Raw genomic sequence first — 25,464 nt, 5'->3', positions numbered from 1 at the left:
CAGGCGGACGAGACCTTCGGCCTGGCAGGCATACACCGATGCTGCCGGGCCGAAGCGTGCCCGTCTCCCGGGTGCCCCCTTCCGGCCCGGCCGCGCGCGCGGAAGGGCAATCCCGTTGGAAGCGTTCTGGATCAGTCTCGCGGTGATCTTCGTCGCCGAGCTCGGCGACAAGAGTCAGCTCATGGCGATGACGTTCGCGACCCGGTTCAAGCCGTGGCCGGTCCTGGCCGGCATCACCCTGGCCACCGCGGTCGTCCACCTGGTCAGCGTCGGCCTGGGCCGGCTGGCTGGTGACCTGATCCCCACCACGGCCATCACGATCATCGCGGGCATCGCGTTCCTCGGCTTCGCCGTGTGGACCCTGCGCGGGGACGAGCTGACCGACGAGGAGTCGCAGAAGGCGCAGCGCACCACCCGGTCGGCGATCATCGCCGTGACCGTCGCCTTCTTCCTCGCCGAGCTCGGCGACAAGACCATGCTCGCCACCATCACGCTGGCCACCCAGCACGGCTGGTTCGGCACCTGGCTCGGCTCGACGGTCGGCATGGTCGCCGCCGACGCGCTGGCCATCGCGGTCGGCCGGATGCTCGGCAAGCACCTGCCCGAGAAGATCATCCGGTACGGCGCCGCCGCCGCCTTCGCGATCTTCGGAGTCGTCCTGCTGGTTGAGCCGCTGCTGGCCTGACGAGGATCCCCCGGCCTCCCCGCGCCGGGGCCCGATCGGCCCTGCCCGGCCGCACCGTGTGGACGCCCCGCGAGCAGGAGAAGGTCCTGCGCGCGGGAGCTCGGCCATCCGCCGCCAGGCGATCATGTAGGTTTCGGCGACGATGTCAGCCGCGTCCTCCGGAGAGGCGCATCGCCTCATGGCGTAGCCGAGAATCTGGTCGTAGGTATCTCGGCATACGTCCTCGAAGCGGACCCTGAACTCTTCATCCACGCGTCATCCTCATCAGTGCTCCCTGGATCGTTTCCTACATGTCCACGGGTGCCGCGAGGATTTCAGGTCCAGCTCAGCCGCGTCGGCGACGGGCGGAGCGCCGGATCCGGCGTGGTTCCCGACAGCCGGCCGGGCCGCTCACCCCGCGTGTCCACCGTCGGCCGGCGCGCCGGCTCCGAACGAGGTGAGCAGGTGCCGCAGGGCGGCGGTGAGCGGCCTGTCGCGGATGGCGAGCGAGGTGACGACGGCCGGTCCGGCCAGCGGCCGGAAGGTCACGTGGTGCGCGAGCGGCAGCCCCGAGACCTCGTAGAAGACCGTCCAGGAGGGCGGCCCCGTCCCGATCTCGGCCAGAGTCTCCTGCAGGCTGGTGAACGGCGGCCCCGGGGGCGGGTCGATCCCGGCCGCGCGGCAGGCACCGGTGATCAGATCGTGGAAGGGCGGGTTCCGCTCCCGGGGGGCCAGCCGCAGCGGCAGGTGCGCGAGCTGCTCCAGGCGGAGCAGGGGCTCGTCCGCCAGCGGATGGGCGGCGGGGAGGGCGACGTACAGCGGGTCGCTCCAGACGCGGATCAGCCGCAGGCCGGGGGCCGAGGTCAGGGCGCGCACGAGCGCGGCGTCCAGCCCGCCGGAGCGCACGGCGGCCAGCCGGTCGGCCAGCGGGGCGTTCCTGAGCCGGACCTGCAGGCCGGGGGCGATGGCGGCCAGCTCGGCCAGGGTGCGGTAGAGCCGGTCCCCCGGGCCGTGCACCGCGCCCAGCCGCAGGATGCCGTCGGCGCCCGCCACGATCTCGGCCGCGACCTGCCGGGTGCGGTCCGCCGCGGCGAGCACGGCCCTGGCCTCGGGCAGCAGGCGCTCCCCGGCGGAGGAGAGCTGGACGTGCCGGGTGGAGCGGTCGAAGAGCGGCAGCCCGAGCTCGCGCTCCAGCCTGCGGATCTGCTGGCTCACCGCGGACTGCACGATGTTCAGGCGCTCGGCGGCCCGGCTGAATCCTCCCTCCTCCGCGACGGCGAGGAAGTACTCCAGCTGCCGGAGCTCCACGGCTCCTCCATTCATCACGATCGGTGATTTCTGCAGGTGACAACTGCTTCTGGTCCGTGAGGTGTTCCCACGCTCGAATGGGAGGCACGCATCTGGAAGGAGTGGGCATGTCATCGAACGACGCGGACACGGGCCGTGCCGTGATCGTCCGCGCGGAGAGCGCCGAGGTGGTGGAGCTGGCGGCGGGCAGCGCGTTCCGGCTGCTGGTCGACGCCAGTGACACCGGGGGCGCGCTCGGCGTCAACCGGCTCACGTTGGGCGTCGGCGCCGACGGAGCCGCCCCGCACCACCACGCGCTGTCCTCGGAGGCGTTCTACGTGCTCGACGGGGTCATGGAGTTCCTCCTCGGCGACCGGCTGGTCACGGTGGCCGGGGGCGACCTCGTGGTGGTGCCGCCGGGGATGCCGCACGCGTTCGGCGCCGCCCCCGATTCGACCGCCGACGTGCTGGTGGTCATGACACCCGGTGTCGAGCGGTTCGGCTACTTCCGGCATCTGGGGCTCGTCGCCCGTGGGCAGGAGCCCCGTGACGGCCTGCCGGCAGTGCAGGCGCGCCACGACGTCCACCCCGTGAGCAGCGCGGCCTGGCAGGCCGCACGGACCCCCGTCACCCGATGAGAACGGACCCCCGTCACTCGATGAAAGAGACGCCGTCGATGTCTTCCACCTCCGCCGTCGGGCGGCCGCCCGCCGTGGCCGCCGGTCCGGCCGCGATCGGGCCGTTCTCGACCGCGGTACGGCTCGGCGCCCTGTTCGGCCCCGCGGTGTTCGGCGTCACCGCGGCGGGTGTCGCGCTGCCCAGTGTCGCGACCGCGCTGCGCGCCGGACCCGCCGCGGTGGTCTGGGTCCTCACCGCGCACGCCCTCGCGCTCGGCGTCGGCACCGCGGTCTTCGGGCGGCTGGCCGACTCCTGGGGGGTGCGGGCCGCGCTCACCGCGGGCTCGCTGCTCCTGGCGGCCGGCGCCGTCTGCTGTCTGGTCGCCCCGGACCTGGGCGTGCTGATCGCCGGGCGACTGGTGCTCGCCGCCGGGTCGGGGGCGATGACCTCCGGCACCTTGGCCCTGCTCGCCGCCACCGATCCGGCCGTCCGGGCCAGGGTGCTGGCCAACTACGGGGGCGTCATGGCGCTGTTCGCGGCCGGCGCCACGCTGGTCGGCGGGGTGGTGACGGCCTGGCTGTCCTGGCGGATCACCCTGGTGCTGCCCGCGCTGTCGCTCCTGGCCGTGCCGTTCTGCCTGGCCCTGGCCACCAGGCCGGGATCGCGCAGGCAGGTGGACGTGGCCGGCGCGGCCCTGCTCACCACCGCGGTCAGCTCACTGCTGCTGCTGATCCAGGCGCGGACGCTGAGCCTGCCGGGCGCGGTCGCGGCGGCGCTCACGGCCGTGCTGGTGCTGTCCTCGGCGGGCCTCGCATGGCGGGTCCGGCGCAGGCCGGACGGTTTCGTGCCGCGCCCGGTGGCCGGCGACTCCGGGTTCTGGACCGCGGCGGCCGTCGGCGTCGGCGTCTACGGCGGCCTGTTCGCCATGATGTACGCGGTGCCCCAGATCCTGGCCAGGTCCCACGGCTGGAGCGTGCTCGCGGTCGGCGCCGCGCTGCTGCCCGGCGCGGTGGTGGGCGCCGTGCTGTCCCGCGTGGCGGGCGGTCTCGGCGCCCGCGCCGGTCGGCGGCTGCTGGCCGGCGCCGCCGCCGTGACGGGCGCCATCGTGGCCGTGGCCGGGGTCGCGGACGGCGGGGCGTGGCCCCTGGTCGCCGGCGCCTCGCTCGCCCTGGCCTCCTTCGCCCTCACCCAGGTGGTGCTCACTGGGGAGATGTCGGCCAGGCTGCCGCTGCCGCTGCGCGGCGCGGGCATGGGGCTGCTCAACCTCGCCTTCTTCGTCGGGGGCGGTGTCGGCTCCGCCGTGGCCGGCGCGCTGGCTCCGTCGATGGGCCTGTCCCGCGTGCTCGTCGTGGTCGCGTGCTTCCCGCTGGCCGCCGCCGTGCTCGCGCTGACGCCGGTGCGCGCCCCGAAGGGCGAGCCGGAGCGCTGACCGGCCGCTCCCCGCGCCGGACGGACCTTCGCCGGCCGTATCCCGCGCCAGCCGCTCCCGGCAGCGGCCGTACCCTTGCCGGTCGGCGCCGGGGGACGCAGGCGCGGGATACGGCCGGCCGTACTCCCGCCGGCCGGTCAGGACAGGCGGCCCTGGATCTCCCGTACGCTGGGGTTGACCAGGGCCGAGCCGTCGGGCAGCACCACGGTCGGGATCAGCCAGGAGCCGCCGCCTAGTTCGGTGATGAGCTCGATCGCCCCCGGCGTCCGGTCGACGTCCACCTCGGTGAAGGGGATGTCCGCCCGGGTGAGCCCCTCCTTCAGCCGGTGGCAGTGACCGCACCAGGGGGCGCTGTAGACGGTGACGGAGGCCATGAATTCCCCATTCAACAGGTGGGTTTGACCGGAATGCTACCTAGCGAATACTCTCCTGTGCCAAGTGGATAGTAATGGTAGACGCAGCAGCTAGGTGACCTGGCTGGCCGCATGAAAGTGGGTCCCCCGTGGCCGATCTCCCCGACGTCGCCCTCACCCGGCGCTCCCTCCTGAGGTCCATCGCCATCGTCGGGGGCCTGGCGGCGGTCCCGGGCCTCGTGACGGCCTGCGGCTCGACCGGCCCGGCGGGTCAGGGGAGCCCGTCCGGAGGGGCGGCGGGCCCCCGCGACGTCCTGAGGGTCGCGCTGCCCTCCTCCATCAGCTCGCTGGACGCGAGCAAGGAGGCGGGCATCATGAACTACGTCGTCGCCCTCCTCTGTCAGGAGGCGCTCGTCGGGGTCGGTCAGGACGGCAGCCTCCAGCCGGCCCTCGCCGAGTCGTGGAGCCGTAAGGACCCGAAGACCTACGTCTACACGATCCGCGGTGGCGTGACCTTCGCGGACGGGACGCCGCTGGCCGCCGACGACGTCGTGGCCAGCCTCGACCTCCATGCCAAGAAGGGCTCCACCTCGGCCTTCGCCTACGCCTACGCCAACGTGGACAAGATCGAGGCCAGTGGGCCGGCCGAGGTCACGATCACGCTGAAGCAGCCCGACGCGTCCTTCGCCTGGACCCCGTCGCCGGGCACCCTGCTCGTGACGGGCCGGAAGTTCATCGAGGCCACCGGCCAGGACATCGGCACCCCCACCGGGAAGATCCTCGGGACCGGGCCGTACAAGGTGACCGAGTTCGCGCCCGACTCGCACGTGACGCTGGAGCGCAACGACGCCTGGTGGGGCGGCAAGGCGCCGTACCGCCAGATCAGGCTGGACTTCATCCCCGAGGAGTCCACCCGGCTGCTCGCCATGCGGGGCGGCTCGGTCGACGTCGCGCTGAACGTGCCCGCCGAGCAGATCGACCAGTGGAAGGCGGTGCCCGGCGTCGAGCTGAAGACGGCCAGCGACCGCTCCCTGGTCACGCTCGCCTTCAACACCGCCAAGAAGCCGTGGAACGACGTCCACGTCCGCCGGGCGGTCGCCCACGCGGTCGACCGGGAGGGCATCGTGCGCAGCGTCCTGCGCGGCCACGGCCAGGTCGCCGCCACCGTCCCCGACCCCGCCCAGTGGGGTGGCGTGCTCGGCGAGGCCGAGGTCAAGAGCCTGTACGAGAGCATCCCGCAGTACGGCTTCGACCTCGCCCAGGCACGTGCCGAGCTGGCCCGGTCGTCGGTCCCGGGCGGCTTCAGCGACGTGCTGACCTATCCCGGCAGCGGGCCGCAGCTCGGCAGGGCCGCGCTCACCCTCGCGCAGAACCTCAAGACCATCGGGATCACCCTGGAGGTCAAGGAGGTCCCGCTGGAGCAGTGGATCGCCGAGCTCGGCAAGCACGCCTCCGGCATCTACCTGGGATGGTACTTCGCGACGACGGGCGACCCGTCGGAATACGTCCAGCAGCTCCTCAACAGCGCCTACGCCGGCGAGAACGGCTCCAACATCGCCGAATACGACAACCCCGAGGTGACCGGCCTGCTCGACCGGGCCAAGGAGGCCGTCGAGGAGGCGGCCCGGGGCAAGCTCCTCGGCGAGGCGCTGGTCAAGGCCGCCGCCGACGTCCCCTACCAGCCGCTGTGGTGGGGGGAGGCGGCGACCGCGTTCGGTCCGGGCGTCGGCACCGGAGAGTTCGGGCCCTACTTCTTCGTCGGCCCCTGGGCCGCCAAGCTCTCCGCCCGCTCATGACCGGGCCGGAGACACCGGCGGCGCCGGAGGCGTACCAGGCGCCGCCGGGTGCGCAGGCGCCCTCGCGAGCGCAGGCGCCGGGAGCACAGGTACCGGGAGCGCGGGTGTCGGAAGCCCAGGCGCCGGAAGTCCGGGCGGCGGAGACGCGGGTGGCGCTGCTGGAGGCGCACGCGGCGCTGGCCGATCTTCGCGTGCCCGAGAGCGTGGCACTGGACCCGGCGGGCGGTCGCGTCGCCTGCGTCCTGCCGCTCGCGGGCGCGGAGCCCGTCGCGCACGTGCTCGACCTCGCGGCCGGAGGGGTGCCGGTCCCGGTGCCCGAGGCGCCGCGGCGGTGGCACGCGCTGACGCGCTGGCTGCCGGACGGGCGGCTGCTGCTCGCCGCCGGAGAGGGGCCGGACCTCGACCACGTCGAGGTCCGGGCCGGAGACGACCTCGCCCCCGCCTGGCGCGTCCGGGCGGACGGGGAGATCGAGGACCTGGTCGCGGACGACGACGGGACCGTCCTGGTGCGGACCGCGGACCCCGGCAGCGAGCGCGACGGCAGCCACCTCGGGCTCCGGGTCCACGACCCCTCCGACCCCTACGTCCGCACCCCGGGCGGGCGGCTGCGCCGGCTGGCCTGGGCCGAGGTCGGCGACCCGTGCCTGCGGCCGATCCCGCTCAAGGGGGTGACCGTGTGGGAGGCCGACTGGCGGGGCGGCGTCGCGCTCGCCGTCACCTCGGACGACGAGACGCCCGCCGGCTACTATCGGCCCAGGCTCGACCTCATCGATCCCGAGACCGGTGGGACCCGGACCCTCCTGCGCACCTCCTGGCAGCTCAGCCGCCCACGGCTGGCACCCGGCGGGCGCGCCGCCGTCGTGGTCGAAGGGCTGTCCATCGTCTCCGGGCGGATCATCCACATCGACCTGGCCACCGGCGAGACGACGAGGCTGGCCGCCGTCGACGACGTCACCGATCTCGGCTGGCTGGACGGGCACACCCTGTGGTTCACCGGCTGGTCGGGCACCGGGACGCACGGCGGCACGCTGACCGCCGACGGCCGCACGCTGACCCGGTGGACGGCCTGGGGGACCCTGGGCGGCCGGGACGGGCAGCCGTCGCTGTCGGTGGACCGCGCCGGCACGCTGGCCGCCGCGGTCTGGGAGACGGCGGAACGGCCCCCGGAGATCGCGGTCGCGGAGGTGACGGGGGGCGGCTGGCGGCGGGTCACCGCCCTCAACGACGCCCTGGCCGGGCTCGCCGTCCACCAGGAGGAGGTGGCGTGGACCGGCCCCGACGGGCTCGCCGTCCACGGCCTCCTGCTGACCCGGCGCAGGCCCGAGACGTACGGCCAGGCTGCCCCGGCCCGCTCCGGCCCGGACGGTTCCACCGGCCCGGACCACCCGGACCACCCAGACCATCCGTACCACCGGGATCGCCCGGACCGCTCCGGTCCGGACGGACCGGACGGGCGTGGAGCGCGGCGGGCGCCGTCGCCGCTCGTCGTCATCGCGCACGGCGGGCCGACCTGGCTGTGGTCCAGCGCCTTCGCGCCGGCCGAGTCCGGGCAGCTCGCGCTGCCGCTCGTGCACGCGGGCGCCGCCGTACTGCTGCCCAATCCCCGGGGCAGCAGCGGGCGCGGCCAGGACTACGCGCGCCGCGTCATCGGGCACGTCGGGGAGCAGGATCTGGACGACGTCCTCGCCGGCGTGGACCACCTCGTCGCGGCGGGCGTGGCCGATCCCGGGCGGATGGCCGTCCTCGGGCTCAGCTACGGCGGCTATCTCAGCGCGTGGGCGGTGACCCGCACCGGCCGGTTCCGGGCGGCGGTGGTGATGTCGGGGGTCGCCGACTGGCTCAGCTTCGCCACCGCCAGCAATCTCGCCGGCGGCTACGACCCGCTGTACCACCGGGGGGCCGACGTCGCCACGTCCGAGGGCAGGGAGTTCCTCGCCGCCCGCTCGCCGGTCTGCCACGCCGCGAAGGTCACCACCCCGACGCTGATCCTGCACGGCGCCGAGGACCGCACGACCCCGGTCGGCCAGGCCGAGCAGCTCTATCGTGCCTGGTCGGCGGCCGGAGTCCGGACCGAGCTGGTCGTCTACCCTCGGGAGGGCCACGAACTGACCGAGCCGGAGCACCGCCGGGACGCGGCGGAGCGCGTGGTCGCCTGGCTGGCGGGGAACGGGGTGCTGTGATGACGGGGCGGAGTTGGGGCGCGTTCCTGCTGCGCAGGCTCGCGGGCACCGCCGTGGTCGTCGCGCTGCTGTCGGTCGGCGTGTTCGGCCTGCTCTACCTCGCCCCGGGGTCGGTCCAGCAGACCCTCCTCGGCACCCGTCCCGCCACGCCGGAGACGATCGCCGCCATCCAGGCCCGCTACCACCTGAACGACCCGCTGCCGGTGCAGTACCTGAGCTGGCTCGGCGGCGCCGTCCGGGGGGACCTCGGCACCTCCATCAGGACCGGGACGCCGGTCGCCGACACGCTCGGGCAGCGGCTCCCGCTCACCCTGGCGCTGACCGGGTACGGCACGCTGCTGGCGGTGCTCGCCGGCATCCCGCTGGGTGTGGTCGGGGCCCTGCGCCGGGGCCGTGCCACGGACCGGCTCGTCGTCACCGCCGGGGTGGTGGGGCTGAGCGCCCCGCCGTTCGCCGTCGGGCTCCTGCTCCTGGTGGTGTTCGCGGCCTGGCTGGGCTGGTTCCCCGTCTACGGCACCGGCGAGGGCTTCGCCGACCAGGTCCTGCACCTCACGCTGCCCGCCGCCGCGCTGGCCGGCGGCGCGGTGGGCATGCTCGTCCGCTTCAGCCGGGCCGCGCTCATCCGGGAGCTGGAGCAGGACTACGTGGTCTTCGCGCGGGCACGCGGCCTCGGCGGCGCCGCCGTCCTCGGCTACGCGCTGCGCAACTCGCTGGTGCCGATCCTCACCGCGGCGGGGCTCATCGTGACCGGCATGCTGGCCGGGACCGTGCTGGTGGAGGTGACCTTCGCGCTGCCGGGTCTCGGCTCCCTGCTCGTCGACTCGGTCACCTTCAAGGACGTACCGGTCGTCCAGGCGCTCGCGCTGCTGCTCACCCTGCTCATCGCCGCCGTCAACCTCCTGGTCGACGTCGGCTACTCGGCCGTGGACCCGCGTGTCCGGCTCGGCGGGAGGGCGTCGTGACCCGTCTGCCGGTGAGCGTGGCCGCCGCGTTCGCCGTCCTCCTCGCGGTCGCGGTCGCGGCCGTGTCCGCCCCCTGGCTGGTGCCCGACGCCACCGGCCAGGACCTGATGCTGGGCATCGCCGGCCCCGGGCCAGGCCACCCGCTGGGCACCGACGACCTCGGCCGCGACGTGCTGCAACTGCTGGTCGCCGGGGCCCGCACCGCCGTGCCGGGGGCGCTGTGCGTCGCCGTGGGGTCGATGCTCATCGGTAACCTCGTGGGGCTGCCCGCCGGATACCTCGGCGGCTGGGTCGACGCGCTGGCCATGCGCTGGGCGGACCTGATGTTCTCCCTGCCGGCCCTGCTCGTGGCGATCGTCGTCGCCGGGGTCCTGGGCGGCGGATACGGCCTGGCGATCGCGGTGCTGGTGGTGCTGTTCGCGCCCACCGACACGCGCGTGGTGCGCGGGGCCGTCCTGGAGCAGCGGCACCGGCCCTACGTGGAGGCGGCGCGGTTGAAGAACCTCTCCGCCTGGCGGATCATGACGAGGCACGTCTGGCCGAACATCGCCCCGGTGGCGCTGGCCAACGCCTTCCTCAACTTCGCCTACGCGCTGGTCTCGCTGGCCTCGCTGTCCTTCCTCGGCCTCGGGGTGCCGGCCGGCTCGCCCGACTGGGGGCGCACGCTGTCGGACAACCGCACCCAGCTCCTCGCCAACCCCTGGGCGGTGATCGCTCCGGGGCTCGCCATCATCGCCACGGCCGCCGCGCTCAACATCGTGGGCGACTGGCTGTACGAACGCGTCGACCGGCGCGGAAGGGCACGCTGACATGGGAGAGCGCGAGTCCGGGGCGGCCGGGCCGTCGCAGGCGGGCGGGCCGGCGGTCCGGAGCGGCGGGCGGCCCAGGGCGGCCGGGTCCGGGAGCCGGGAGGGCGGGCAATCCGGACCCGGTGAGTCCGGGGGCCGGGGCGGCGGACGGTCCGGGGCCGGGATCGCGGTCGAGGGGCTCACCGTGCGCCAGCCCGCCACCGGGCGGACCCTCCTGTCGGAGGTCTCCTTCGAGGTCGCGCCGGGAGAGTCCGTCGCGATCGTGGGGGAGTCCGGCTCGGGCAAGTCGCTCACGGTCCGGGCGGTGCTCGGCCTGCTGCCCCGCGGGCTGGAGGCCGCCGGGAAGGTGCGCATCGCGGGTGAGCGGGTGGACGACGACCCGCGTACCCGGGCGCGGCAGCGCGGTGGCGTGGTCTCCCTCCTCATGCAGGATCCGTTCACCCTGCTCAACCCGTTGCGCAGGGCCGGGCGGCAGATCGCCGACGGGCTGCCGCGCGGGGCCGACGCGGCGGCCGAGGTGCCCCGGCTGCTGGCGGAGGTCGGCCTGCCCGCCGACGTGGCCGGGCGCTACCCCTTCCAGCTCTCCGGCGGCATGCGGCAGCGCGTCGGGCTGGCCGCCGCGCTCGCCGGCGGGCCGCGGGTGCTGCTGGCCGACGAGCCGACGACCGCGCTCGACGCCACCACCCAGCGCGAGGTGCTCGCCCTCGTCCGGCGTGTCCAGCGCGAGCGGGACATGGCGTTCGTGCTCATCACCCACGACCTGCGCCTGGCCTTCTCCACCTGCGACCGGGTCATGGTGATGTACGCGGGCCGGATCATGGAGGTCGGCGGGGCGGCGGCCGTACGGGAGGAACAGCTCCACCCCTACACCCGGGCTCTGCTGGCGGCCGAGCCGCCCGCGGACCGGCGGCTCGCCGTCATCCCCGCCGTCGCCGGCTCCGTCCCGGCCCACGACGCCGTGCGCGGCCGGTGCGCCTTCGCCGACCGGTGCGCCCTTGTGGTGGCCGAGTGCCGCGCCGGCGCGCCCGCGCTGCGCGTCGTAGGGCACGGTCCCTACGCATCCGCCGTACCGGGTGAGGCCGGCCCGTCCGCCGGTCTGCCCGCCGTACCGGGTGAGGCCGGTCTGTCCGCCGTACGGGACGCGCGGCTGTCGGCGTGCCTGCGGGCCGCCGAGCTCCCCGCGCCGCCCGCGCCCGAGCCCGGTGTCGCGCCCCCGCTCCCCGTCACCGCCGACCCGGTGCTGCGGGTGCGCGACCTGCGCAGGACGTTCGCCGGAGCGCGGCGGCCCGCGCTGGCCGGGGTGAGCCTGTCGGTCGCGCCGGGCGAGGTCGTCGGCGTGGTCGGCGAGTCGGGGTCGGGCAAGACCACGCTGGCCCGGTGCGTGGCCGGGCTGGAGCGCCCGGACTCCGGCACGATCCTGCTCGGCGGCGCCGACTGCTCCGACTACGGCCGGATGGGCCGCGGCGCCGTGCGCCAGGCCCGCCGCACGGCTCAGATGATCTTTCAGGACCCTTACTCGACGCTCAATCCCGCCCGGACCGTCGGCGCGGCCCTGGCGGAGGCGCTCCGGGCCGACGGCCGTCCCGCCGCGCCGGGCGACGTCGCCCGGCTGCTGGAATCGGTGGGCCTGGGCCGGGACATGGCCGGGATGCGCCCGGCCGGCCTGTCCGGAGGCGAGCGGCAGCGGGTGGCGATAGCCCGCGCCGTGGCGGGCGAGCCCCGCCTGCTGATCTGCGACGAGCCGGTGTCGGCGCTGGACGTCTCGGTGCAGGCGCAGATCCTCGGCCTCCTGGCCGAGCTGCGGGAGCGGCTGTCCATGGCGATGCTGTTCATCACCCACGACCTCGCCGTGGTTCGGCAGATCGCCGACCGGCTCTACGTGCTGGAGGCCGGTGAGTGCGTGGAGGCCGGCCCGGCGGGACAGGTGCTCGACGCACCCGCCCACCCCTACACACGGGCGCTCCTGGCGAGCGTCCCCGACGGCTCCGGCGGCTGGCTGGCCTGACGGACCCGACGGCTCCCGGCGGCCTCTCAGGCGCACTGCCACAGGAAGCGGCCTTCCTGTCCGTCGCCGCTGATGAACCCGTAACCCACGCCGGCGTCACCGAAGTCCAGAGGGCACCACTCGCTGCATGAGTCCAACTGGAAGAGGAACGACCAGGGGCCACCCGGTGGATACTCCTCACCCTGCAGCCAGGCCGGTGATCCGTACATCCTGGACTCGTAGCCGTCCAGGTCGCCAGGACAGGCAGGTTCCAGGTCGACTGGCACTCCGCCGCCCGGCGACGGATCCCAAGAGGGAACAACCGTCGTGATGAACGACGGGATCCGGCCGGGCTGGATGATCAACGCGTTCTTGCCCACCTCAGGCTCCCACGTCTCTTCGCAGTCGCCGCACATGAACAGGTAGGCCATGTGAAGCTCGTCACCCGGCAGCCGGAACTGCCCGACGAACGCCATCGGGTTGTCCCACCTGGAGCAGAGAGGCCACTGCGCCTCCCCGACCCAGTCGGGACCGCCGCCCATCCTGGTCACGAACTCGTCCACAGGACCGGCGGTGTCCTTGAAGGACATGACATACGAGGGGTCGTCATTCGCGATCACGCGGGCACTTTAACGACCGCCGGCGACATATCTGGAGTATGTCCCCGATCCGGTCGACGGGACGGTCAGGGCCAGTACGGCTGTGCGCGCTCGGCGGCGATGGCCGCAGCTCGGATGCCGTCTCGGAGAACGCGGTCCTCACCCGCCCAGGCCGCTCGCCGTACTCGTCGCGTCGCGTCGAGCGGTACGGGGTGTCAGTCCTCGGAGAAGGAGATCAGCGTCAGGATCCGGCAGGGGGCGGCGCCGGTGGTGTAGACGTGGTCGGACTCGGAGGCGAACCGGAGGGCGTCGCCCGCGGTGAGGGTCACCGACCACTCCTCGGTCTCGACGGTCACCTCGCCCTCGACGACGTAGGCGTGCTCCACCGAGCCCCGGCCGTGCGAGCTCTTCGCGCTGCGGGTGCGCGCCGGGATGTCGCCCTCGGCCAGCTCGAAGCGGCGCCGGTCGGGAGCGGCGAACAGGGTGCGGACGGCGGTGTCGCCGACCGGCAGGGGGACGCTCTCGCTCCTGCGGATCACCTCGGGCCCCACCAGGTGGATCCGGGTCAGCTCGCCGAAGGTCAGCTCTAGGGAGGTCGCCAGCCGGGACAGCACCTCGACCGTCGGGTTGGCGACGCCCCGCTCGACCTGGGAGATGAGGGCTTTGCTCACCCCGGTCAGCTCGGCCAGCTCGCGGACGCTGAGGCCCCGGGCCAGGCGGGTACGGCGCAGGTTGGCGGCGATCGCGCCACGCACTCCCGCCGCCTCGGAAGGGGGCGGGGCCATGCCGACGGTGATGCCGTCCTCGCTGCGCACGCACGTCCCCTCTCGCCGGTCCCGACCGATCCAATGATGCAGCAGGTCAGCCGATCAGGGCGAGGCGGTGGGCGGCCGCGGCGGCCTCACCGCGGGTGGAGACGCCGAGCTTGCCCAGGATGTTGGAGACATGGACGCTCACCGTCTTGGCCGAGATGAACAGCTCGGCGGCGATGTCGCGGTTGGACCGCCCCTGGGCGACCAGCCGGAGCACCTCCTGCTCGCGCGGGGTCAGCAGCGGGTCGGGGTCCGGGACCGCCTCCGGCGTCAACGCCACCCCGACCCGGCGGGCCAGGGACTCGATCTCCGCGACCAGGGGCCGGGCCGACAGCGCGAGGGCGATCGGGTGGGCCGTGCGCAGCCGTACGGCGGCGCCCTCGCGGTCGCCCGTGGCGGCCGCGGCCCGCCCCGCGTGGAGCAGCGACTTGGCACGCGGGAAGGGGCGGCCCAGCCGCTCCCAGGCGGTGGCCGCGGCGTCGTGGTCGCGGTTGAGGCAGAGCCGGTAGGCCTCGGCGACCGGGCTGTCCACGGTCATCGCGGCCCCGGCCTCCTCGATGTGGGCGCGCAGCGCCGCCGCCCGTCCGGGCACGAGCGTCTCGACTGTCTCGCAGACCCCCGACAGCAGGGCGAGCATCCGCCAGCCCAGCATGGGCTTGCTCATGATCCGTGCCGTGCGGACGACCTCCTCGGCCACCTCCAGCGCGGCCAGCGGTTCGCCGCTCAGCAGGTGCAGGCCCATCTTGAGCCGGGCGTTGGCCGACAGCTCCTGGGTGAACTCCTCCTGGAGGGGCGCGGCGGCGTCAACCTCGTTCAGGACGGACCTGATCACGTCCGTCTCGCCCCGCGCGACCGCCACGTCCGCGCGGATCCGGCGCAGGTGGTGGCGGGTGCGCAGGGTCGGGTCCATGGCGATCGCCTGGTCGGCCAGCTGGGCCGCCTCGTCGAAGCGGCCCAGCGCCTCCAGTGCCTCCGCGCGGTTGTTGGCGATGAACGTGCCCTGGACGCGGTAGCGGCCGTACTTCCTGGCCAGCTGCTCGCCTTCGAGCGCCAGCTCCACCGCCTCGGCCGAGCGGCCCATGTTGTTGAGCGCGTCCACGTTGTTGGCGAGGGCGCGCAGGATGATGCGGCCGGAGCCGACGCGCTCGCCGATCGCCTGGGCGGTGGAGTTGACGGCGATTGTGGTGTCGAGACGTCCCGCGATCGAGTGGCTCAGCGAGAGGTTGAGCAGCAGGTCGGCCTCCAGGCACTCGTCCCCGTGCTCGCGGGCGATCCGCAGCGCCTCCTCGGTGAGCGCGGTCCCCTCGGCCACCTCGCCGCTGAAGGCCAGGAAGGAGCCCAGCTTGGACAGCACGTGGGCGCGCTCCAGCACCGGTCCGGGGACGAGCCGCTCGGCGTAGCGGAGGTCGTCGAGCGCCCCCGCCTTCCGCTTGGCCATCTTGAACAGCGCCCGCCGTACGACGAGCTCGGCCACCCGCGCGGGATCGGTCCGCTCGTCGAGCTCCTCCAGCGCGGCCTTGACGAACCTGGTGCCCCGGTCGATCTCGCCGCAGGCGTGGGCGGCCTCCGAGGCGTGTTCCAGGACCGTGGTGTGGTCCACCCCGATCCGCTCGGCGGCGTCGGGGACCTTGCTCCACAGCGTGAGCACCCGCTCCAGCAGCTGCATCTTCTCGTTGTAGGCGAAGGTCTTGGCGGCCTTGGCGGCGGCCTCCCAGGCGGAGATCAGGGCCCACAGGTCGTCGCGGGCGGAGTACCAGTGATGGGCGATCTCGATGGCGGCCCGGCCCGGCGGGACCAGCGTGCGGTCACCGCTGATCTCCTCGGCGAAGCGGGCGTGCATCCGCACGTGCTCGCCGGGCAGGAGCTCCTCGTGTACGGCCTCGCGGATCAGCGCGTGCCGGAAGGCGTAGGCGCGGCCGTCGGCGACCTGCAGCACGTTGGCCGCGATGGCGGGCCGCAGCGCGTCCTCCAGGTCCACGTCGGACAGCCCGCTGACCGCGGCGAGCAGGGCGTGGCCCACCCGGATCCCGCCGGCGGCGGCGATGCGCAGCACCCGCTGGGTCTCGTCGGGGAGCTGCTCGACGGAGCCGATGATCAGGTCGTGCAGGGATTCGGGGAAGGAGCAGTCGCCGCCGCACTCGAGCAGTGCCTCGACGAACAGCGGGATGCCCTCGCTGCGCTGGAAGACCTTGCCGACCTGGGCGAACTCCGGGGTCGTGCCGAGGATGCCGGCCATCTGGGCGGCCACCTCGTCCTGGGTGAGCCGGGGCAGGTCCAGCCGGAGGACCCCCTCCACCCGGCTGAGCTCGGCGAGCACCGGCCGGAGCGGGTGCTGGCGGTGCAGGTCGTCGGAGCGGTAGGTGAGGATCATCAGGACCGGCGCGGTGCGCAGGTTGCGGCTGAGGAAGGCGATCAGGTCGCGGCTGGAGCGGTCGGCCCAGTGGATGTCCTCGATGACCAGGATCACCGGGCGGCGTTCGGCCAGCCGTTCCAGCAGGTTGAGGATCTGCTCGAAGAGCCGCGCGCGGGCGGTCTCGGTCTCCACGTCGCCGCTGGGCTCGCCGAACTCGGGCAGCAGTCGGGCCAGGTCACGCGCCGCGCCGTCAGGCAGCAGGGCCGCGACCTCCTCGGCGCCCTGCTCACGGACGAGCTGGCGGATCGCCGCGGTGAACGGTGCATAGGCGAGACCTTCGGTGGACAGCTCCACGCAGCCGCCGATGAGCACGTGCGCGCCATCGTCCGCGGCCCGTCCGGCGAAGTATCCGATCAGCCGGGTCTTGCCGACTCCCGCCTCGCCACCGAGCAGGACGGCGGCGGCGGCGTTGTTGCGCGCCTGCTCGAAGGCCTCGGCCAGGCCCGCGAGCTCCTCCTCCCGTCCCACGAAGACGGGGCTTACCGCCCGACCCATCATGTCGTCCAGCATGTCACGCCTTATGTGTAACTATCGCCCCATTTATCGTTCAGCGAAAGGGCTACGGAGCCTGAGAGGCCCGGCCGGACGGGAGGATACGGCCGGGCTCTCGTGACGGGGTCATGCCGCGCTGGTCTTGCTGAAGAGGCTCCGCCGGCGCTCGCCCTCGGAGCGGCTCTTCTTGGCGGACAGGAGCTGGCGGGCGCGGCGGTGGTTGGCCGCCTCCTCGCGGAGCTCGGCGGTGCGGTTGATGATCATCTGGTAGTGAAGCTCGGGACCCATTTCGGGTTCCTCCTTGAGTGGTGCCATTCCCTTACACACTCAAGATTCGCGCTAAGGCCCCCACCCCCACATCGGGCGGATGCCTTATCTACCCGCGGCCCACGGCCCAGGACTACCTAGGCCGGGCCGGTCCACCGCCTTAGACGCGCCGGGAGGCATCCCGCGACGCCGGTCCACCCGCCTTAGGCATGCCTCTGAGCTGCCGTGACGTGCCGCGACGTTGAGCTGCTGTGACGTGCCGCGACGTGCCGCACGCGCGCTGCGGCACCCCTCCGGCCGCGGGGCCGTGCCCGGTGCGGGTGCCCGTGGCGGCGGCGGGGCCGTGTCCGGTGCGGGTGCCCGTGGCGGCGGCGGGGCCGTGCCCGGTGCGGGCGCCCATGGCGGCGGCGGGGCGGCACCCCGCCGTACCCACGGCTGAACTCGGCGAATGTTGACGAAAACGAGTGGAGGGACTGGGCAGCGTCCAGTTTGGAACTAATCACACCAGTCGGCATCCTGGAGTGGTGTCAACTATGACTGCTCCGCTCGCCGACGTGGCCGCGTCCAACGTCACGCTGCGGGCCTTCCTGCACGGCCTTCCCGGTGTCGACCGGGTGGGCGCGGACCAGCGGGCCGCGACGCTCGGCACCCGATCCATCAAGACGACGGCCAAGGCGGAGGCCATCGACCTGGCGATACGCATGGTGGACCTGACGACCCTCGAAGGCGCCGACACGCCGGGCAAGGTCCGCGCGATGTGCGCCAAGGCGGTCCGTCCCGACCCGAGTGACCCGGCCGTGCCCAAGGTGGCGGCCGTCTGCGTCTACCCCGACCTGGTCGCCCAGGCCGTCGGCGCGCTCGGCGGCTCCGGCGTGAAGGTGGCCAGCGTCGCGACCGCGTTCCCCAGCGGGCGCTCGTCCCTGGACGTCAAGGTCGCCGACACCGCGTTCGCGGTGGCGGCCGGGGCCGACGAGATCGACATGGTGATCGACCGGGGCGCGTTCCTCGCCGGCGACTACCTGAAGGTCTTCGAGGAGATCGCCGCGATCAAGGCCGCCTGCGGCGACGCGCACCTGAAGGTGATCCTGGAGACCGGCGAGCTGTCGACCTACGACAACGTACGGCGCGCCTCCTGGCTGGCCATGCTGGCCGGAGGCGACTTCATCAAGACCTCCACGGGCAAGGTGCAGCCCGCCGCGACCCTCCCGGTGACGCTGGTCATGCTGGAGGCGGTCCGCGACTTCCTCGCGGCGACCGGCCGCAAGGTCGGGGTGAAGCCCGCGGGCGGCATCCGGACCACCAAGGACGCCATCAAGATGCTCGTCCTGGTCAACGAGACCGTCGGCGAGGGTTGGCTGACCCCCGACTGGTTCCGCCTCGGCGCCTCCACCCTGCTCAACGACCTGCTGATGCAGCGTCAGAAGATGGCCACCGGCCGGTACGCGGGTCCCGACTACTTCACCCTGGACTGATCGATGTTCGAATACGCACCGGCCCCTGAATCCCGCGACGTCGTCGACATCAAGCCGTCCTACGGCCTGTTCATCGGCGGCGAGTTCGCCGACGGGACGGGCACGTCCCTCAAGACGATCAACCCCGCGTCCGAGGAGGTCCTGGCCGAGGTGGCCGTCGCCTCCGAGCAGGACGTGGACCGGGCCGTCCGGGCCGCCCGCGAGGCGTTCGGCACCTGGTCGGCGATGCCCGGCTCCGAGCGGGCGAAATACCTGTTCCGGATCGCCCGCATCATCCAGGAGCGTTCGCGCGAGCTGGCCGTGCTGGAGACCCTGGACAACGGCAAGCCGATCCGCGAGTCCCGCGACGTCGACCTGCCGCTGGTCGCGGCGCACTTCTTCTACTACGCGGGCTGGGCCGACAAGCTCGCCTACGCCGGCTACGGCGCCGACCCGCGGCCGCTCGGCGTCGCCGGTCAGGTCATCCCGTGGAACTTCCCGCTGCTCATGCTCGCGTGGAAGATCGCTCCCGCGCTGGCCGCCGGCAACACGGTCGTCCTCAAGCCGGCCGAGACCACCCCGCTGACCGCGCTGCTGTTCGCCGAGATCTGCCGGCAGGCCGACCTCCCGCCCGGCGTGGTCAACATCGTGACCGGCGCGGGCGAGACCGGCGCGGCCCTGGTGAACCACCCGGACGTGAACAAGGTCGCCTTCACCGGCTCCACCGAGGTCGGCCGCCTGATCGCCCGCTCCGTCGCGGGGTCGGGCAAGAAGGTCACCCTGGAGCTCGGCGGCAAGGCCGCCAACATCGTGTTCGACGACGCCGCGCTCGACCAGGCCGTCGAGGGCATCGTCAACGGGATCTTCTTCAACCAGGGGCACGTCTGCTGCGCGGGCTCCCGCCTGCTGGTCCAGGAGTCGATCGCGCAGGAGCTGCTCGACGCGCTGAAGCGGCGGCTCGGCACGCTCCGCCTGGGCGACCCGCTGGACAAGAACACCGACATCGGCGCGATCAACTCCGCCGCCCAGCTCGCCAAAATCCGCGAGCTGTCGGATCTCGGCGAGGCGGAGGGCGCCGAGCGCTGGTCGCCGGTCTGCCCGCTGCCGGACAAGGGCTTCTGGTTCCCGCCGACGATCTTCACCGGCGTCGCCCAGTCGCACCGGATCGCCCGGGAGGAGGTCTTCGGCCCGGTCCTGTCCGTGCTGACCTTCCGCACCCCGGCCGAGGCCGTCGAGAAGGCGAACAACACCCCGTTCGGCCTGTCGGCGGGCGTGTGGACCGAGAAGGGCTCGCGCATCCTGTGGATGGCGGACCGGCTCCGCGCGGGCGTCGTCTGGGCCAACACCTTCAACCGGTTCGACCCGACCTCCCCGTTCGGCGGCTACAAGGAGTCCGGATACGGCAGAGAGGGCGGACGTCACGGGCTGGAGGCGTATCTCGATGTGTGACCATCACAGGGCCAGGCGCCGCGATCGCCGCGCCCAGAGCACCCGTGGCCACGGCTTCGCCCGCGCCGGCCGTCCGACGCTGCGGGGCTGGTTCGCCCACCGGTGCGGGGTGAGCCGCTGCGGCCAGATCTTCGTACCGGCCCGGCTGGCACAGCAGGAGAGCACATGGAGAGGGCGGGGAGATGAGTAAGGCGGAGCGGTCGAGTGGCCGCGAGCCCGTACGGCTGGCCGTGCGCAAGACATACAAGCTGTACATCGGCGGGGCGTTCCCGCGTTCGGAGAGCGGAAGGTCCTACGTGGTGACCTCCTCCAAGGGCGCCTTCCTGGCCAACGCGTCCAAGGCCTCCCGCAAGGACGCCCGTGACGCGGTCTCCGCCGCCCGCAAGGCGTTCGGCGGCTGGTCCGGCGCGACGCCGTACAACCGGGGGCAGATCCTCTACCGCGTCGCCGAGATGCTGGAGAGCCGCCGGGCGCAGTTCGTCGCCGAGCTGGCCGAGGCGGGGACGGCGAAGGCCGGGACCGTCGTGGACGCGGCCGTCGACCGGCTGGTCTGGTACGCCGGCTGGGCCGACAAGATCGCCGCGGTGGCCGGGTCCACCAACCCGGTCGCCGGACCGTACTTCAACGTCTCCTCGCCGGAGCCGACCGGCGTGGTCGCGGTGGTCGCCCCGGACGAGCCCCTGCTCGGGCTCGTCTCGGTGATCGCCCCGGTGATCGTCACGGGCAACACCTGCGTCGTGATCGCCGGTGAGCGGGCCCCGCTGCCCGCCATCACCCTGGCCGAGGTGCTCGCCACCTCCGACCTGCCCGGCGGTGTGGTCAACATCCTCACCGGGTCGGTCAAGGAGATCGCCCCCTGGCTGGCCGCGCACATGGACGTCAACGCCATCGACCTCACCGGGGTCGCCGACCCGGAGCTGGCGGTCGCGTGCGAGGAGGCGGCGGCGGAGAACCTCAAGCGCGTCCTGCGTCCCGCCACGCCCGACTGGTCGGCCGACCCCGGCACCAGGCGCCTGACGGCCTTCCTGGAGACCAAGACCGTCTGGCACCCCACCGGCGTCTGACCCGTCACGCCGCCGGGGCGGGACCCGCCCCGGCGGTCAGTCGAGCGGGGCGTGGCGGAGCCAGGGGTGGGCGCTCTCCAACTGGATGGCCAGAGCCAGGAGCTGCGCCTCGCCGCCCGGAGCGGCGACGAGCTGGACCCCGATGGGCATGCCGGTGGAGTGCCAGCCGTACGGGACGGTCATGGCGGGCCAGCCGGCCATGTTCCAGGCCCCGGTGGCCGGGGCGTAGGTCAGGTTGGTGCGCATGTTGGCCAGCAGCCCGCGGCGGCCCCAGCGCTCGGCGGCCGGGGGGACGGTGGCGAGCGTCGGGGTGACGAGCACGTCGGCGTTGCCGAACCACTGGTCGGCCCCGTGGGCGCGCCAGCGGTCACGGCCCGCCGAGCCGTCCATCCCGAGCCTCGCGAGCAGCCGGCCTGCCCTGGCCAGTGACCTGGTGCGGCGCTCCAGTCTGCGCGGGTCGAGCCCCTCGGCGTCCGCCGCGGCGCACGCCAGCCAGGTGGCGATCGTGGCCGAGCCCAGCCAGCCCGGCATCCGGGCGCCGTGCTCCACCACGGTGTGCCCGGCGGCGCCGAGCGTGTCGGCCGCCTCGACGGCCGCCGCCTGGAACTCGGCGTCCATCGTGAACCCCGGGGGCAGCGGGGCCGGGGCCACCGCGATCCGCAGCTTCATCGGCTCCGAAGGGGTGAGCCCGCCCGGGTAGTCGTCGATGGCGCTGCCGATTTCGAGGGATTCGCTCTCCCCGGGCGTGGCCAGGGACATGTCGCCCGCCATCACCGCCAGTGCCAGGGCGAGGTCGGTCACGGTCGTGGCCAGCGGGCCGTTCTCCGACAGCCCGTCCCAGCCGTGCCCGGGCGGCGGGACCACCTCCCGGCCCGGCTTGATCGAGACGAGCCCGCAGCAGGCGGCCGGGATGCGCAGCGAACCGAGACCGTCGTTGCCGTGGGCCAGCGGGACCATCCCCGCGGCCACGGCGGCCGCGCTCCCGCTCGACGACCCGCCCGGCGTGCGCTTCAGGTCCCACGGGTTGCGCGTCACGCCGTACACGCTGTCGGAGAACCCCACCAGGCACAGCTCCGGCACGTTGGTGATGCCCACGACCACCGCCCCGGCCGCCCTGAGCCTGGCCACCACCGGGTGGTCCTCGGCCGCGGCGGCGTTCGACGTCGCCGCGGAGCCGTTCCGCGTCGCCTCGCCCCGGACCGCGATGTTGTCCTTGACGGCGACCGGGACCCCGGCGAGCGGCAGCCCGGCCAGATCCTCCCGCTCCTGCACGGTCCGTGCCTCGGCGAGCGCCCGCTCGGCGCGGACCTTGCGGAAGGCCCCGATGCGCCCGTCATACTTGGCGATCATCCGCAGGTGCTCCTCGACGATCGCCGGGGCGGTCGCCTCTCCCCGTCGCACGGCCTCCGCCATCTCCACTGCGGACTTCCCCACCCACGACATGAACTGAGTGTGGTCCGGCGAGTGCGTGAGCGGAAGCTTCTCACATCTCAATCAGATGACTTGTCCGGCTCATCGGTGTTATCCCGCTCCGCGGCGCCCTGCTGAGCCTGCCCCGGCTCGGCCCGCCTGAGCTCGCGGCCCGCCGCCTTGAGGGCCAGGCGCAGCGCGTATTCGAGCTGGGCGTTGACACTCCGCAGGTCGTCGGCCGCCCACTTGGCGATCGCCTCGTAGACGGCCGGATCGAGTCTGAGCAGGACTTTTTTACGCTCGGGCATGCTCAGGCATACAGACTGCCGGCGTTGACCACCGGCTGGGTCGCCCGGTCGCCGCACAGGACCACCAGGAGGTTGGACACCATCTGGGCCTTACGCTCCTCGTCGAGCTCCACGACGCCCTCCTCGGCCAGCCTCGTCAGCGCGAGCTGGACCATGCCCACCGCGCCCGCGACGATCTGGGTGCGCGCCGCGACGACCTGGGTGGCCTGCTGGCGGACCAGCATCGCCTGGGCGATCTCCGGGGCGTAGGCGAGGTGGGTGATCCGGGCCTCCAGCACCTCCACCCCGGCCAGGTGGGTGCGGTCGCTCAGCTCGGCGGTGAGCTCGGCGGCCACCTCGGCGCCGTCGCGCAGGCTGGTGCGGCCCTCCTCGTGGGCGTCGTAGGGGTGGCTGGTGGCCAGGTGCCGGACGGCCGCCTCGGACTGGATCGCCACGTACTCCTCGTAGTCGTCGACGGAGAAGGCGGCCGTGGCGGTGTCGATCACCTTGTAGACGACGACAGCCGCGATCTCCACGGGGTTGCCGTCGGCGTCGTTCACCTTGAGCTTGGCCGTCTCGAAGTTGCGCACCCGGAGTGTGATCCGCCGCTTGGTGGTGAACGGTAGCACCCACAGGAAGCCGGCGTCGCTCACCGACCCGACGTAGCGGCCCAGAAACTGCACGACCTTCGCCTCGTTCGGGTTGACCACCACGAAGCCGCTGGACACGACGGCCGCGACGATCCCCCACAGGATCGCGGCGACGGGCGCCAGTGGCATGCCGACCGCCAGTGCGACCGCGCCCAGGACGCCTCCGAGGGCCACAAGCCCGACCAGCACGGCGAATCCGTTCATCCGGAAAGCACGTCGTTCCATGAAGTCCACCTCTGCTATCGGAGTGATATCACTACGATAGCCCACTGCTGGTGATCGTGGGCAATATGATCCGGTGGCATGCATGGAGATTCGCTGGCGGTGGCGCAGCGGTCGCTGGGAGATCCGTCGATCGCCTACCCGCTCTGGCCGCCGATGACCCGCGGGTGCCCGGCCACGAGCACCCCGGAGATCGCCTATCCGGTCGAGGTCGACTACGCCTACGACAAGGTCCAGGCCGGGTTGTTCGACCGGGAGATCGGCCCCGACCTGGCCCGGTGGGCTCCTCTGCTGCCGCCGCTGCACGCGCCCACCCTGGGCGAGGGCGGCACCCCGCTGGTCGAGATCGAAGGCGTCTTCGTCAAGGACGAGTCCCGCAACCCGACCTGGAGCCACAAGGACCGGCTCAACCGCTGCACGGTCAGCGGGGCGCTCGGCGCGGGGGCACCGGGAATCGTCGCGGCCTCCTCCGGCAACCACGGCGCCTCGGCCGCCGCCTACGCCGCCCGTGCGGGCCTGCCCTGCGTCATCCTCGCCTCGGCGGACTCCCCGCCCGCGATCGGCGACTTCATCCGCTCCTACGGCGCCGTGGTGCTGCCGGTCCCGGCCGCGGAACGCCGGCCGCTGATGCGCCGGATCGTCGACGAGCTGGGCTTCCACCCGGTCAGCAACCTGAGCGTCACACACACCGGACACGGCTTCGGTCCCGAGGGCTACAAGACGATCGCCTACGAGCTCCACCGCCAGGTCGGCGTGCCCGCCGCCGTCTTCGTCCCCACCGGGTACGGCGAGCTGATCTACGGGGTGTGGAAGGGCTTCACCGAGTTACGTCGCCTCGGCATCACCTCCGCCACCCCGCGGATGTTCTCCTGCGAGCCGGCCGCCGGAGGTCCTCTCGCCCGGGCGCTGGCCACCGGTCTGCCCGCCGTGTCGGTGGAGGTTCGCGAGAGCCTGGCCTACGCCATCGACTGCCCGGTCAACGGCTACCGCGGTGTCGTCGCGGTCCGCGACAGCGGCGGCGGCGCCGTGCTGTCGACCGACGAGGAGATGGCCGCAGCCCAGCGCGACCTCGCCCGCCGGGGCCTGTGGCACGAGCTCTCCAGCGCCGCCGCCCTGGCCGGTTACCGCAAGCTCGGCGAGCGTTTCGACGGCCCGGTGGTGTGCGTCTCCACCTCCAGCGGCTTCAAGGACCTGGGCGTCGGCAGCACCCCGACGGTCCCGCTCGACCCGTCCTGGCCCGTCGTCCGCGAGGTGCTCAGAGCCCGCGGCATATGACCTGACCCCCTTCCGGGTCCCGGCCCTCGTGAGGGCCGGGGGCGCGGGAAGAGCCGCCTCGCGTCCCGGAGGGCACCCCCGGGGCGCGAGGCGGCGCGCCTCCCGCGACGTCTCAGGACGTGAGGCGTCTCAGAGGGCGAGCAGCGCCCGCATCGGGATGCGGGCGTCGGACAGCGGCCGCAGGGCCATCCGCAGCAGGACGAGCACGTTGTCGTCCCCGGCGATGCGGTTGGCGCTGAGCTCGCCGCAGGCCAGGCACTGGTGGATGACCATCCACTCCCCGTCCTGTCTCACCGACAGGCTCAGCGGCGCCATGCGCCCGCGGCAGTCCGCGCTCCGGTCTCCCGGCGTCCGCCGGTCGAGGTGGAGGCTGGTCAGGCAGTGCGGACAGTGGTTGCGGTGGGCGGTGCCCGGCGCGACGAGGGGCACGTCGAGCCGGCAGCCGACGCACCGGAACGCGTCGCCCGGTGCGCCGCCCTGCCCGTGCAGCACGTCCTTGCGCCGCTGAGGACGCCTCCGCTCAGGCTTCCGTCGTGGCATGATCGTTTCCGTCCGGTGTCTCAGGCCGTGTCACAGGTCGCCGAAGGCTTCGAGCGGGAACGGCGGCTGCGCCAGCGGACGTACGGCCATGCGCATGAGGATGAGCTGGTTGTCGTCCCCGCAGATCGGATTCGAGGTGAGCTGGTCGCACCGGACACAGCGGTGGATCACCATCCAGTCCCCGTTGCGCAGCACCGCGATGGAGATCGGGGTCATCCGTGACCCGCAGTCGGACGGCCCGCCCTCGACGCGGTCGAGGACATGCCGGGAGTGCAGGCAGCTCGGGCAGTGGTTGCGGCGGCTGCCGTCCGGAGCGAGCTTGGTGACGGTCAGGCCGCACCGGACGCAGGTGAAGGTGTCGACCCTCAGAAAGGAACTGGGGGCGAGATCGGGCTTGTCGGTAGGCACCCGGGATACTCCTTGCCAGAAGACTTTTACAGTTGCGGCAGGA

General features: G+C 73.3%; 23 protein-coding genes. 12 read left to right on the top strand and 11 right to left on the bottom strand.

Translation table 11 applies throughout. The annotated features are described in order from the left end of the window. Nucleotides 1-115: 115 nt before the first annotated feature. Nucleotides 116-685, top strand: coding sequence for a TMEM165/GDT1 family protein (locus tag J2S55_RS12855; RefSeq protein WP_306860133.1), 570 nt, complete (start codon nucleotides 116-118; stop codon nucleotides 683-685). Between the two features lie 390 nt (nucleotides 686-1,075). On the opposite strand, the gene J2S55_RS12850 is transcribed toward J2S55_RS12855, so the two are convergent. Next, nucleotides 1,076-1,972, bottom strand: a complete 897-nt coding sequence (locus tag J2S55_RS12850) for a LysR family transcriptional regulator (protein ID WP_306860131.1) — start codon at nucleotides 1,970-1,972, stop codon at nucleotides 1,076-1,078. A gap of 107 nt (nucleotides 1,973-2,079) precedes the next feature. On the opposite strand from J2S55_RS12850, the gene J2S55_RS12845 reads away from it, so the two are divergent. Together J2S55_RS12845 and J2S55_RS12840 are read left to right on the top strand one after the other, a co-directional pair. Continuing rightward, on the top strand, nucleotides 2,080-2,589 hold the full coding sequence (locus tag J2S55_RS12845; protein WP_306860128.1) for a cupin domain-containing protein: 510 nt from the start codon (nucleotides 2,080-2,082) through the stop codon (nucleotides 2,587-2,589). 38 nt (nucleotides 2,590-2,627) lie between these two features. Further along, a complete protein-coding gene (locus J2S55_RS12840; protein ID WP_306860126.1) occupies nucleotides 2,628-3,998 on the top strand; it encodes an MFS transporter in 1,371 nt (456 codons plus the stop codon). Between the two features lie 137 nt (nucleotides 3,999-4,135). Here J2S55_RS12840 and J2S55_RS12835 read toward each other — a convergent pair whose 3' ends face one another. Further along, the gene (locus J2S55_RS12835; protein WP_306860125.1) at nucleotides 4,136-4,372 is read right to left on the bottom strand and encodes a glutaredoxin domain-containing protein; all 237 of its coding nucleotides are present in this window, start codon (nucleotides 4,370-4,372) and stop codon (nucleotides 4,136-4,138) included. A 128-nt stretch (nucleotides 4,373-4,500) separates the two neighbouring features. On the opposite strand from J2S55_RS12835, the gene J2S55_RS12830 reads away from it, so the two are divergent. From J2S55_RS12830 to J2S55_RS12810, 5 genes are all read left to right on the top strand, one after another. Next, complete coding sequence (locus J2S55_RS12830; RefSeq protein ID WP_306860124.1) at nucleotides 4,501-6,147, top strand: ABC transporter substrate-binding protein; 1,647 nt, start codon at nucleotides 4,501-4,503, stop codon at nucleotides 6,145-6,147. A gap of 104 nt (nucleotides 6,148-6,251) precedes the next feature. Then, on the top strand, nucleotides 6,252-8,327 hold the full coding sequence (locus J2S55_RS12825; RefSeq protein WP_306860122.1) for a S9 family peptidase: 2,076 nt from the start codon (nucleotides 6,252-6,254) through the stop codon (nucleotides 8,325-8,327). Then, nucleotides 8,327-9,289: an ABC transporter permease gene (locus J2S55_RS12820; RefSeq protein ID WP_306860120.1), complete on the top strand. Its 963-nt coding sequence runs from the start codon at nucleotides 8,327-8,329 to the stop codon at nucleotides 9,287-9,289. Before J2S55_RS12825 ends, J2S55_RS12820 begins: the two co-directional genes overlap by 1 nt. Next, complete coding sequence (locus tag J2S55_RS12815; protein ID WP_306860119.1) at nucleotides 9,286-10,098, top strand: ABC transporter permease; 813 nt, start codon at nucleotides 9,286-9,288, stop codon at nucleotides 10,096-10,098. Before J2S55_RS12820 ends, J2S55_RS12815 begins: the two co-directional genes overlap by 4 nt. Before the next feature lies 1 nt (nucleotide 10,099). Next, nucleotides 10,100-12,103 carry an ABC transporter ATP-binding protein gene (locus tag J2S55_RS12810; RefSeq protein WP_306860117.1) on the top strand — a complete coding sequence of 668 codons (2,004 nt, stop codon included), beginning with the start codon at nucleotides 10,100-10,102 and terminating at the stop codon, nucleotides 12,101-12,103. A 26-nt stretch (nucleotides 12,104-12,129) separates the two neighbouring features. Here the strand turns inward: J2S55_RS12810 and J2S55_RS12805 are convergent, their stop codons facing one another. From J2S55_RS12805 to J2S55_RS12790, 4 genes are all read right to left on the bottom strand, one after another. Continuing rightward, on the bottom strand, nucleotides 12,130-12,702 hold the full coding sequence (locus J2S55_RS12805; RefSeq protein WP_306860115.1) for a YwqG family protein: 573 nt from the start codon (nucleotides 12,700-12,702) through the stop codon (nucleotides 12,130-12,132). Between the two features lie 194 nt (nucleotides 12,703-12,896). Then, on the bottom strand, nucleotides 12,897-13,496 hold the full coding sequence (locus J2S55_RS12800; RefSeq protein WP_306860113.1) for a helix-turn-helix domain-containing protein: 600 nt from the start codon (nucleotides 13,494-13,496) through the stop codon (nucleotides 12,897-12,899). Between the two features lie 46 nt (nucleotides 13,497-13,542). After that, nucleotides 13,543-16,416, bottom strand: coding sequence for a helix-turn-helix transcriptional regulator (locus J2S55_RS12795; RefSeq protein ID WP_306860111.1), 2,874 nt, complete (start codon nucleotides 16,414-16,416; stop codon nucleotides 13,543-13,545). A gap of 108 nt (nucleotides 16,417-16,524) precedes the next feature. Further along, nucleotides 16,525-16,686 (bottom strand): hypothetical protein, encoded by a 162-nt coding sequence (locus J2S55_RS12790; protein WP_306860108.1) that lies wholly within the window; start codon nucleotides 16,684-16,686, stop codon nucleotides 16,525-16,527. 512 nt (nucleotides 16,687-17,198) lie between these two features. Here J2S55_RS12790 and deoC point away from each other — a divergent pair. The 3 genes from deoC (at nucleotide 17,199) to J2S55_RS12775 (ending at nucleotide 20,629) form a co-directional block, all read left to right on the top strand. After that, nucleotides 17,199-18,137: a deoxyribose-phosphate aldolase gene (gene deoC, locus J2S55_RS12785; protein WP_306860106.1), complete on the top strand. Its 939-nt coding sequence runs from the start codon at nucleotides 17,199-17,201 to the stop codon at nucleotides 18,135-18,137. 3 nt (nucleotides 18,138-18,140) lie between these two features. After that, nucleotides 18,141-19,565 carry an aldehyde dehydrogenase family protein gene (locus tag J2S55_RS12780; protein WP_306860104.1) on the top strand — a complete coding sequence of 475 codons (1,425 nt, stop codon included), beginning with the start codon at nucleotides 18,141-18,143 and terminating at the stop codon, nucleotides 19,563-19,565. 182 nt (nucleotides 19,566-19,747) lie between these two features. Beyond that, entirely contained in the window at nucleotides 19,748-20,629 is an 882-nt protein-coding gene (locus tag J2S55_RS12775; RefSeq protein WP_306860102.1) for an aldehyde dehydrogenase family protein, read from the top strand. A 36-nt stretch (nucleotides 20,630-20,665) separates the two neighbouring features. On the opposite strand, the gene J2S55_RS12770 is transcribed toward J2S55_RS12775, so the two are convergent. From J2S55_RS12770 to J2S55_RS12760, 3 genes are read right to left on the bottom strand one after another with little or no spacing between them, the layout of a single operon-like run. Further along, nucleotides 20,666-22,072, bottom strand: a complete 1,407-nt coding sequence (locus J2S55_RS12770; protein WP_306860100.1) for an amidase — start codon at nucleotides 22,070-22,072, stop codon at nucleotides 20,666-20,668. Between the two features lie 47 nt (nucleotides 22,073-22,119). Next, the gene (locus tag J2S55_RS12765; protein ID WP_306860097.1) at nucleotides 22,120-22,347 is read right to left on the bottom strand and encodes a type II toxin-antitoxin system antitoxin; all 228 of its coding nucleotides are present in this window, start codon (nucleotides 22,345-22,347) and stop codon (nucleotides 22,120-22,122) included. Nucleotides 22,348-22,349: 2 nt separating this feature from the next. After that, complete coding sequence (locus J2S55_RS12760) at nucleotides 22,350-23,201, bottom strand: SPFH domain-containing protein (protein WP_306860096.1); 852 nt, start codon at nucleotides 23,199-23,201, stop codon at nucleotides 22,350-22,352. A gap of 78 nt (nucleotides 23,202-23,279) precedes the next feature. On the opposite strand from J2S55_RS12760, the gene J2S55_RS12755 reads away from it, so the two are divergent. Further along, nucleotides 23,280-24,473: a threonine synthase gene (locus J2S55_RS12755; protein ID WP_306860094.1), complete on the top strand. Its 1,194-nt coding sequence runs from the start codon at nucleotides 23,280-23,282 to the stop codon at nucleotides 24,471-24,473. Between the two features lie 129 nt (nucleotides 24,474-24,602). Here the strand turns inward: J2S55_RS12755 and J2S55_RS12750 are convergent, their stop codons facing one another. Next, entirely contained in the window at nucleotides 24,603-25,013 is a 411-nt protein-coding gene (locus J2S55_RS12750; RefSeq protein WP_306860092.1) for an RNHCP domain-containing protein, read from the bottom strand. A 30-nt stretch (nucleotides 25,014-25,043) separates the two neighbouring features. Continuing rightward, on the bottom strand, nucleotides 25,044-25,421 hold the full coding sequence (locus J2S55_RS12745) for an RNHCP domain-containing protein (protein WP_306860090.1): 378 nt from the start codon (nucleotides 25,419-25,421) through the stop codon (nucleotides 25,044-25,046). Between the last annotated feature and the right edge of the window lie 43 nt (nucleotides 25,422-25,464).

The organism is Streptosporangium brasiliense (genome assembly GCF_030811595.1).
Taxonomy (GTDB): Bacteria; Actinomycetota; Actinomycetes; order Streptosporangiales; family Streptosporangiaceae; genus Streptosporangium; species Streptosporangium brasiliense.
Note: the sequence above shows the minus strand (reverse complement) of the source record. Positions and strands in the feature narration are given on the sequence as shown.

Coding starts and splice junctions, on each gene's coding strand:
- J2S55_RS12845 (WP_306860128.1), top strand. CDS start 2,080: ATGTCATCGAACGACGCGGACACGGGCCGTGCCGTGATCGTCCGCGCG.
- J2S55_RS12840 (WP_306860126.1), top strand. CDS start 2,628: ATGTCTTCCACCTCCGCCGTCGGGCGGCCGCCCGCCGTGGCCGCCGGT.
- J2S55_RS12835 (WP_306860125.1), bottom strand. CDS start 4,372: ATGGCCTCCGTCACCGTCTACAGCGCCCCCTGGTGCGGTCACTGCCAC.
- J2S55_RS12820 (WP_306860120.1), top strand. CDS start 8,327: ATGACGGGGCGGAGTTGGGGCGCGTTCCTGCTGCGCAGGCTCGCGGGC.
- J2S55_RS12810 (WP_306860117.1), top strand. CDS start 10,100: ATGGGAGAGCGCGAGTCCGGGGCGGCCGGGCCGTCGCAGGCGGGCGGG.
- J2S55_RS12795 (WP_306860111.1), bottom strand. CDS start 16,416: ATGCTGGACGACATGATGGGTCGGGCGGTAAGCCCCGTCTTCGTGGGA.
- J2S55_RS12790 (WP_306860108.1), bottom strand. CDS start 16,686: ATGGGTCCCGAGCTTCACTACCAGATGATCATCAACCGCACCGCCGAG.
- deoC (WP_306860106.1), top strand. CDS start 17,199: ATGACTGCTCCGCTCGCCGACGTGGCCGCGTCCAACGTCACGCTGCGG.
- J2S55_RS12780 (WP_306860104.1), top strand. CDS start 18,141: ATGTTCGAATACGCACCGGCCCCTGAATCCCGCGACGTCGTCGACATC.
- J2S55_RS12775 (WP_306860102.1), top strand. CDS start 19,748: ATGAGTAAGGCGGAGCGGTCGAGTGGCCGCGAGCCCGTACGGCTGGCC.
- J2S55_RS12770 (WP_306860100.1), bottom strand. CDS start 22,072: ATGTCGTGGGTGGGGAAGTCCGCAGTGGAGATGGCGGAGGCCGTGCGA.
- J2S55_RS12765 (WP_306860097.1), bottom strand. CDS start 22,347: ATGCCCGAGCGTAAAAAAGTCCTGCTCAGACTCGATCCGGCCGTCTAC.
- J2S55_RS12760 (WP_306860096.1), bottom strand. CDS start 23,201: ATGGAACGACGTGCTTTCCGGATGAACGGATTCGCCGTGCTGGTCGGG.
- J2S55_RS12755 (WP_306860094.1), top strand. CDS start 23,280: ATGCATGGAGATTCGCTGGCGGTGGCGCAGCGGTCGCTGGGAGATCCG.
- J2S55_RS12750 (WP_306860092.1), bottom strand. CDS start 25,013: ATGCCACGACGGAAGCCTGAGCGGAGGCGTCCTCAGCGGCGCAAGGAC.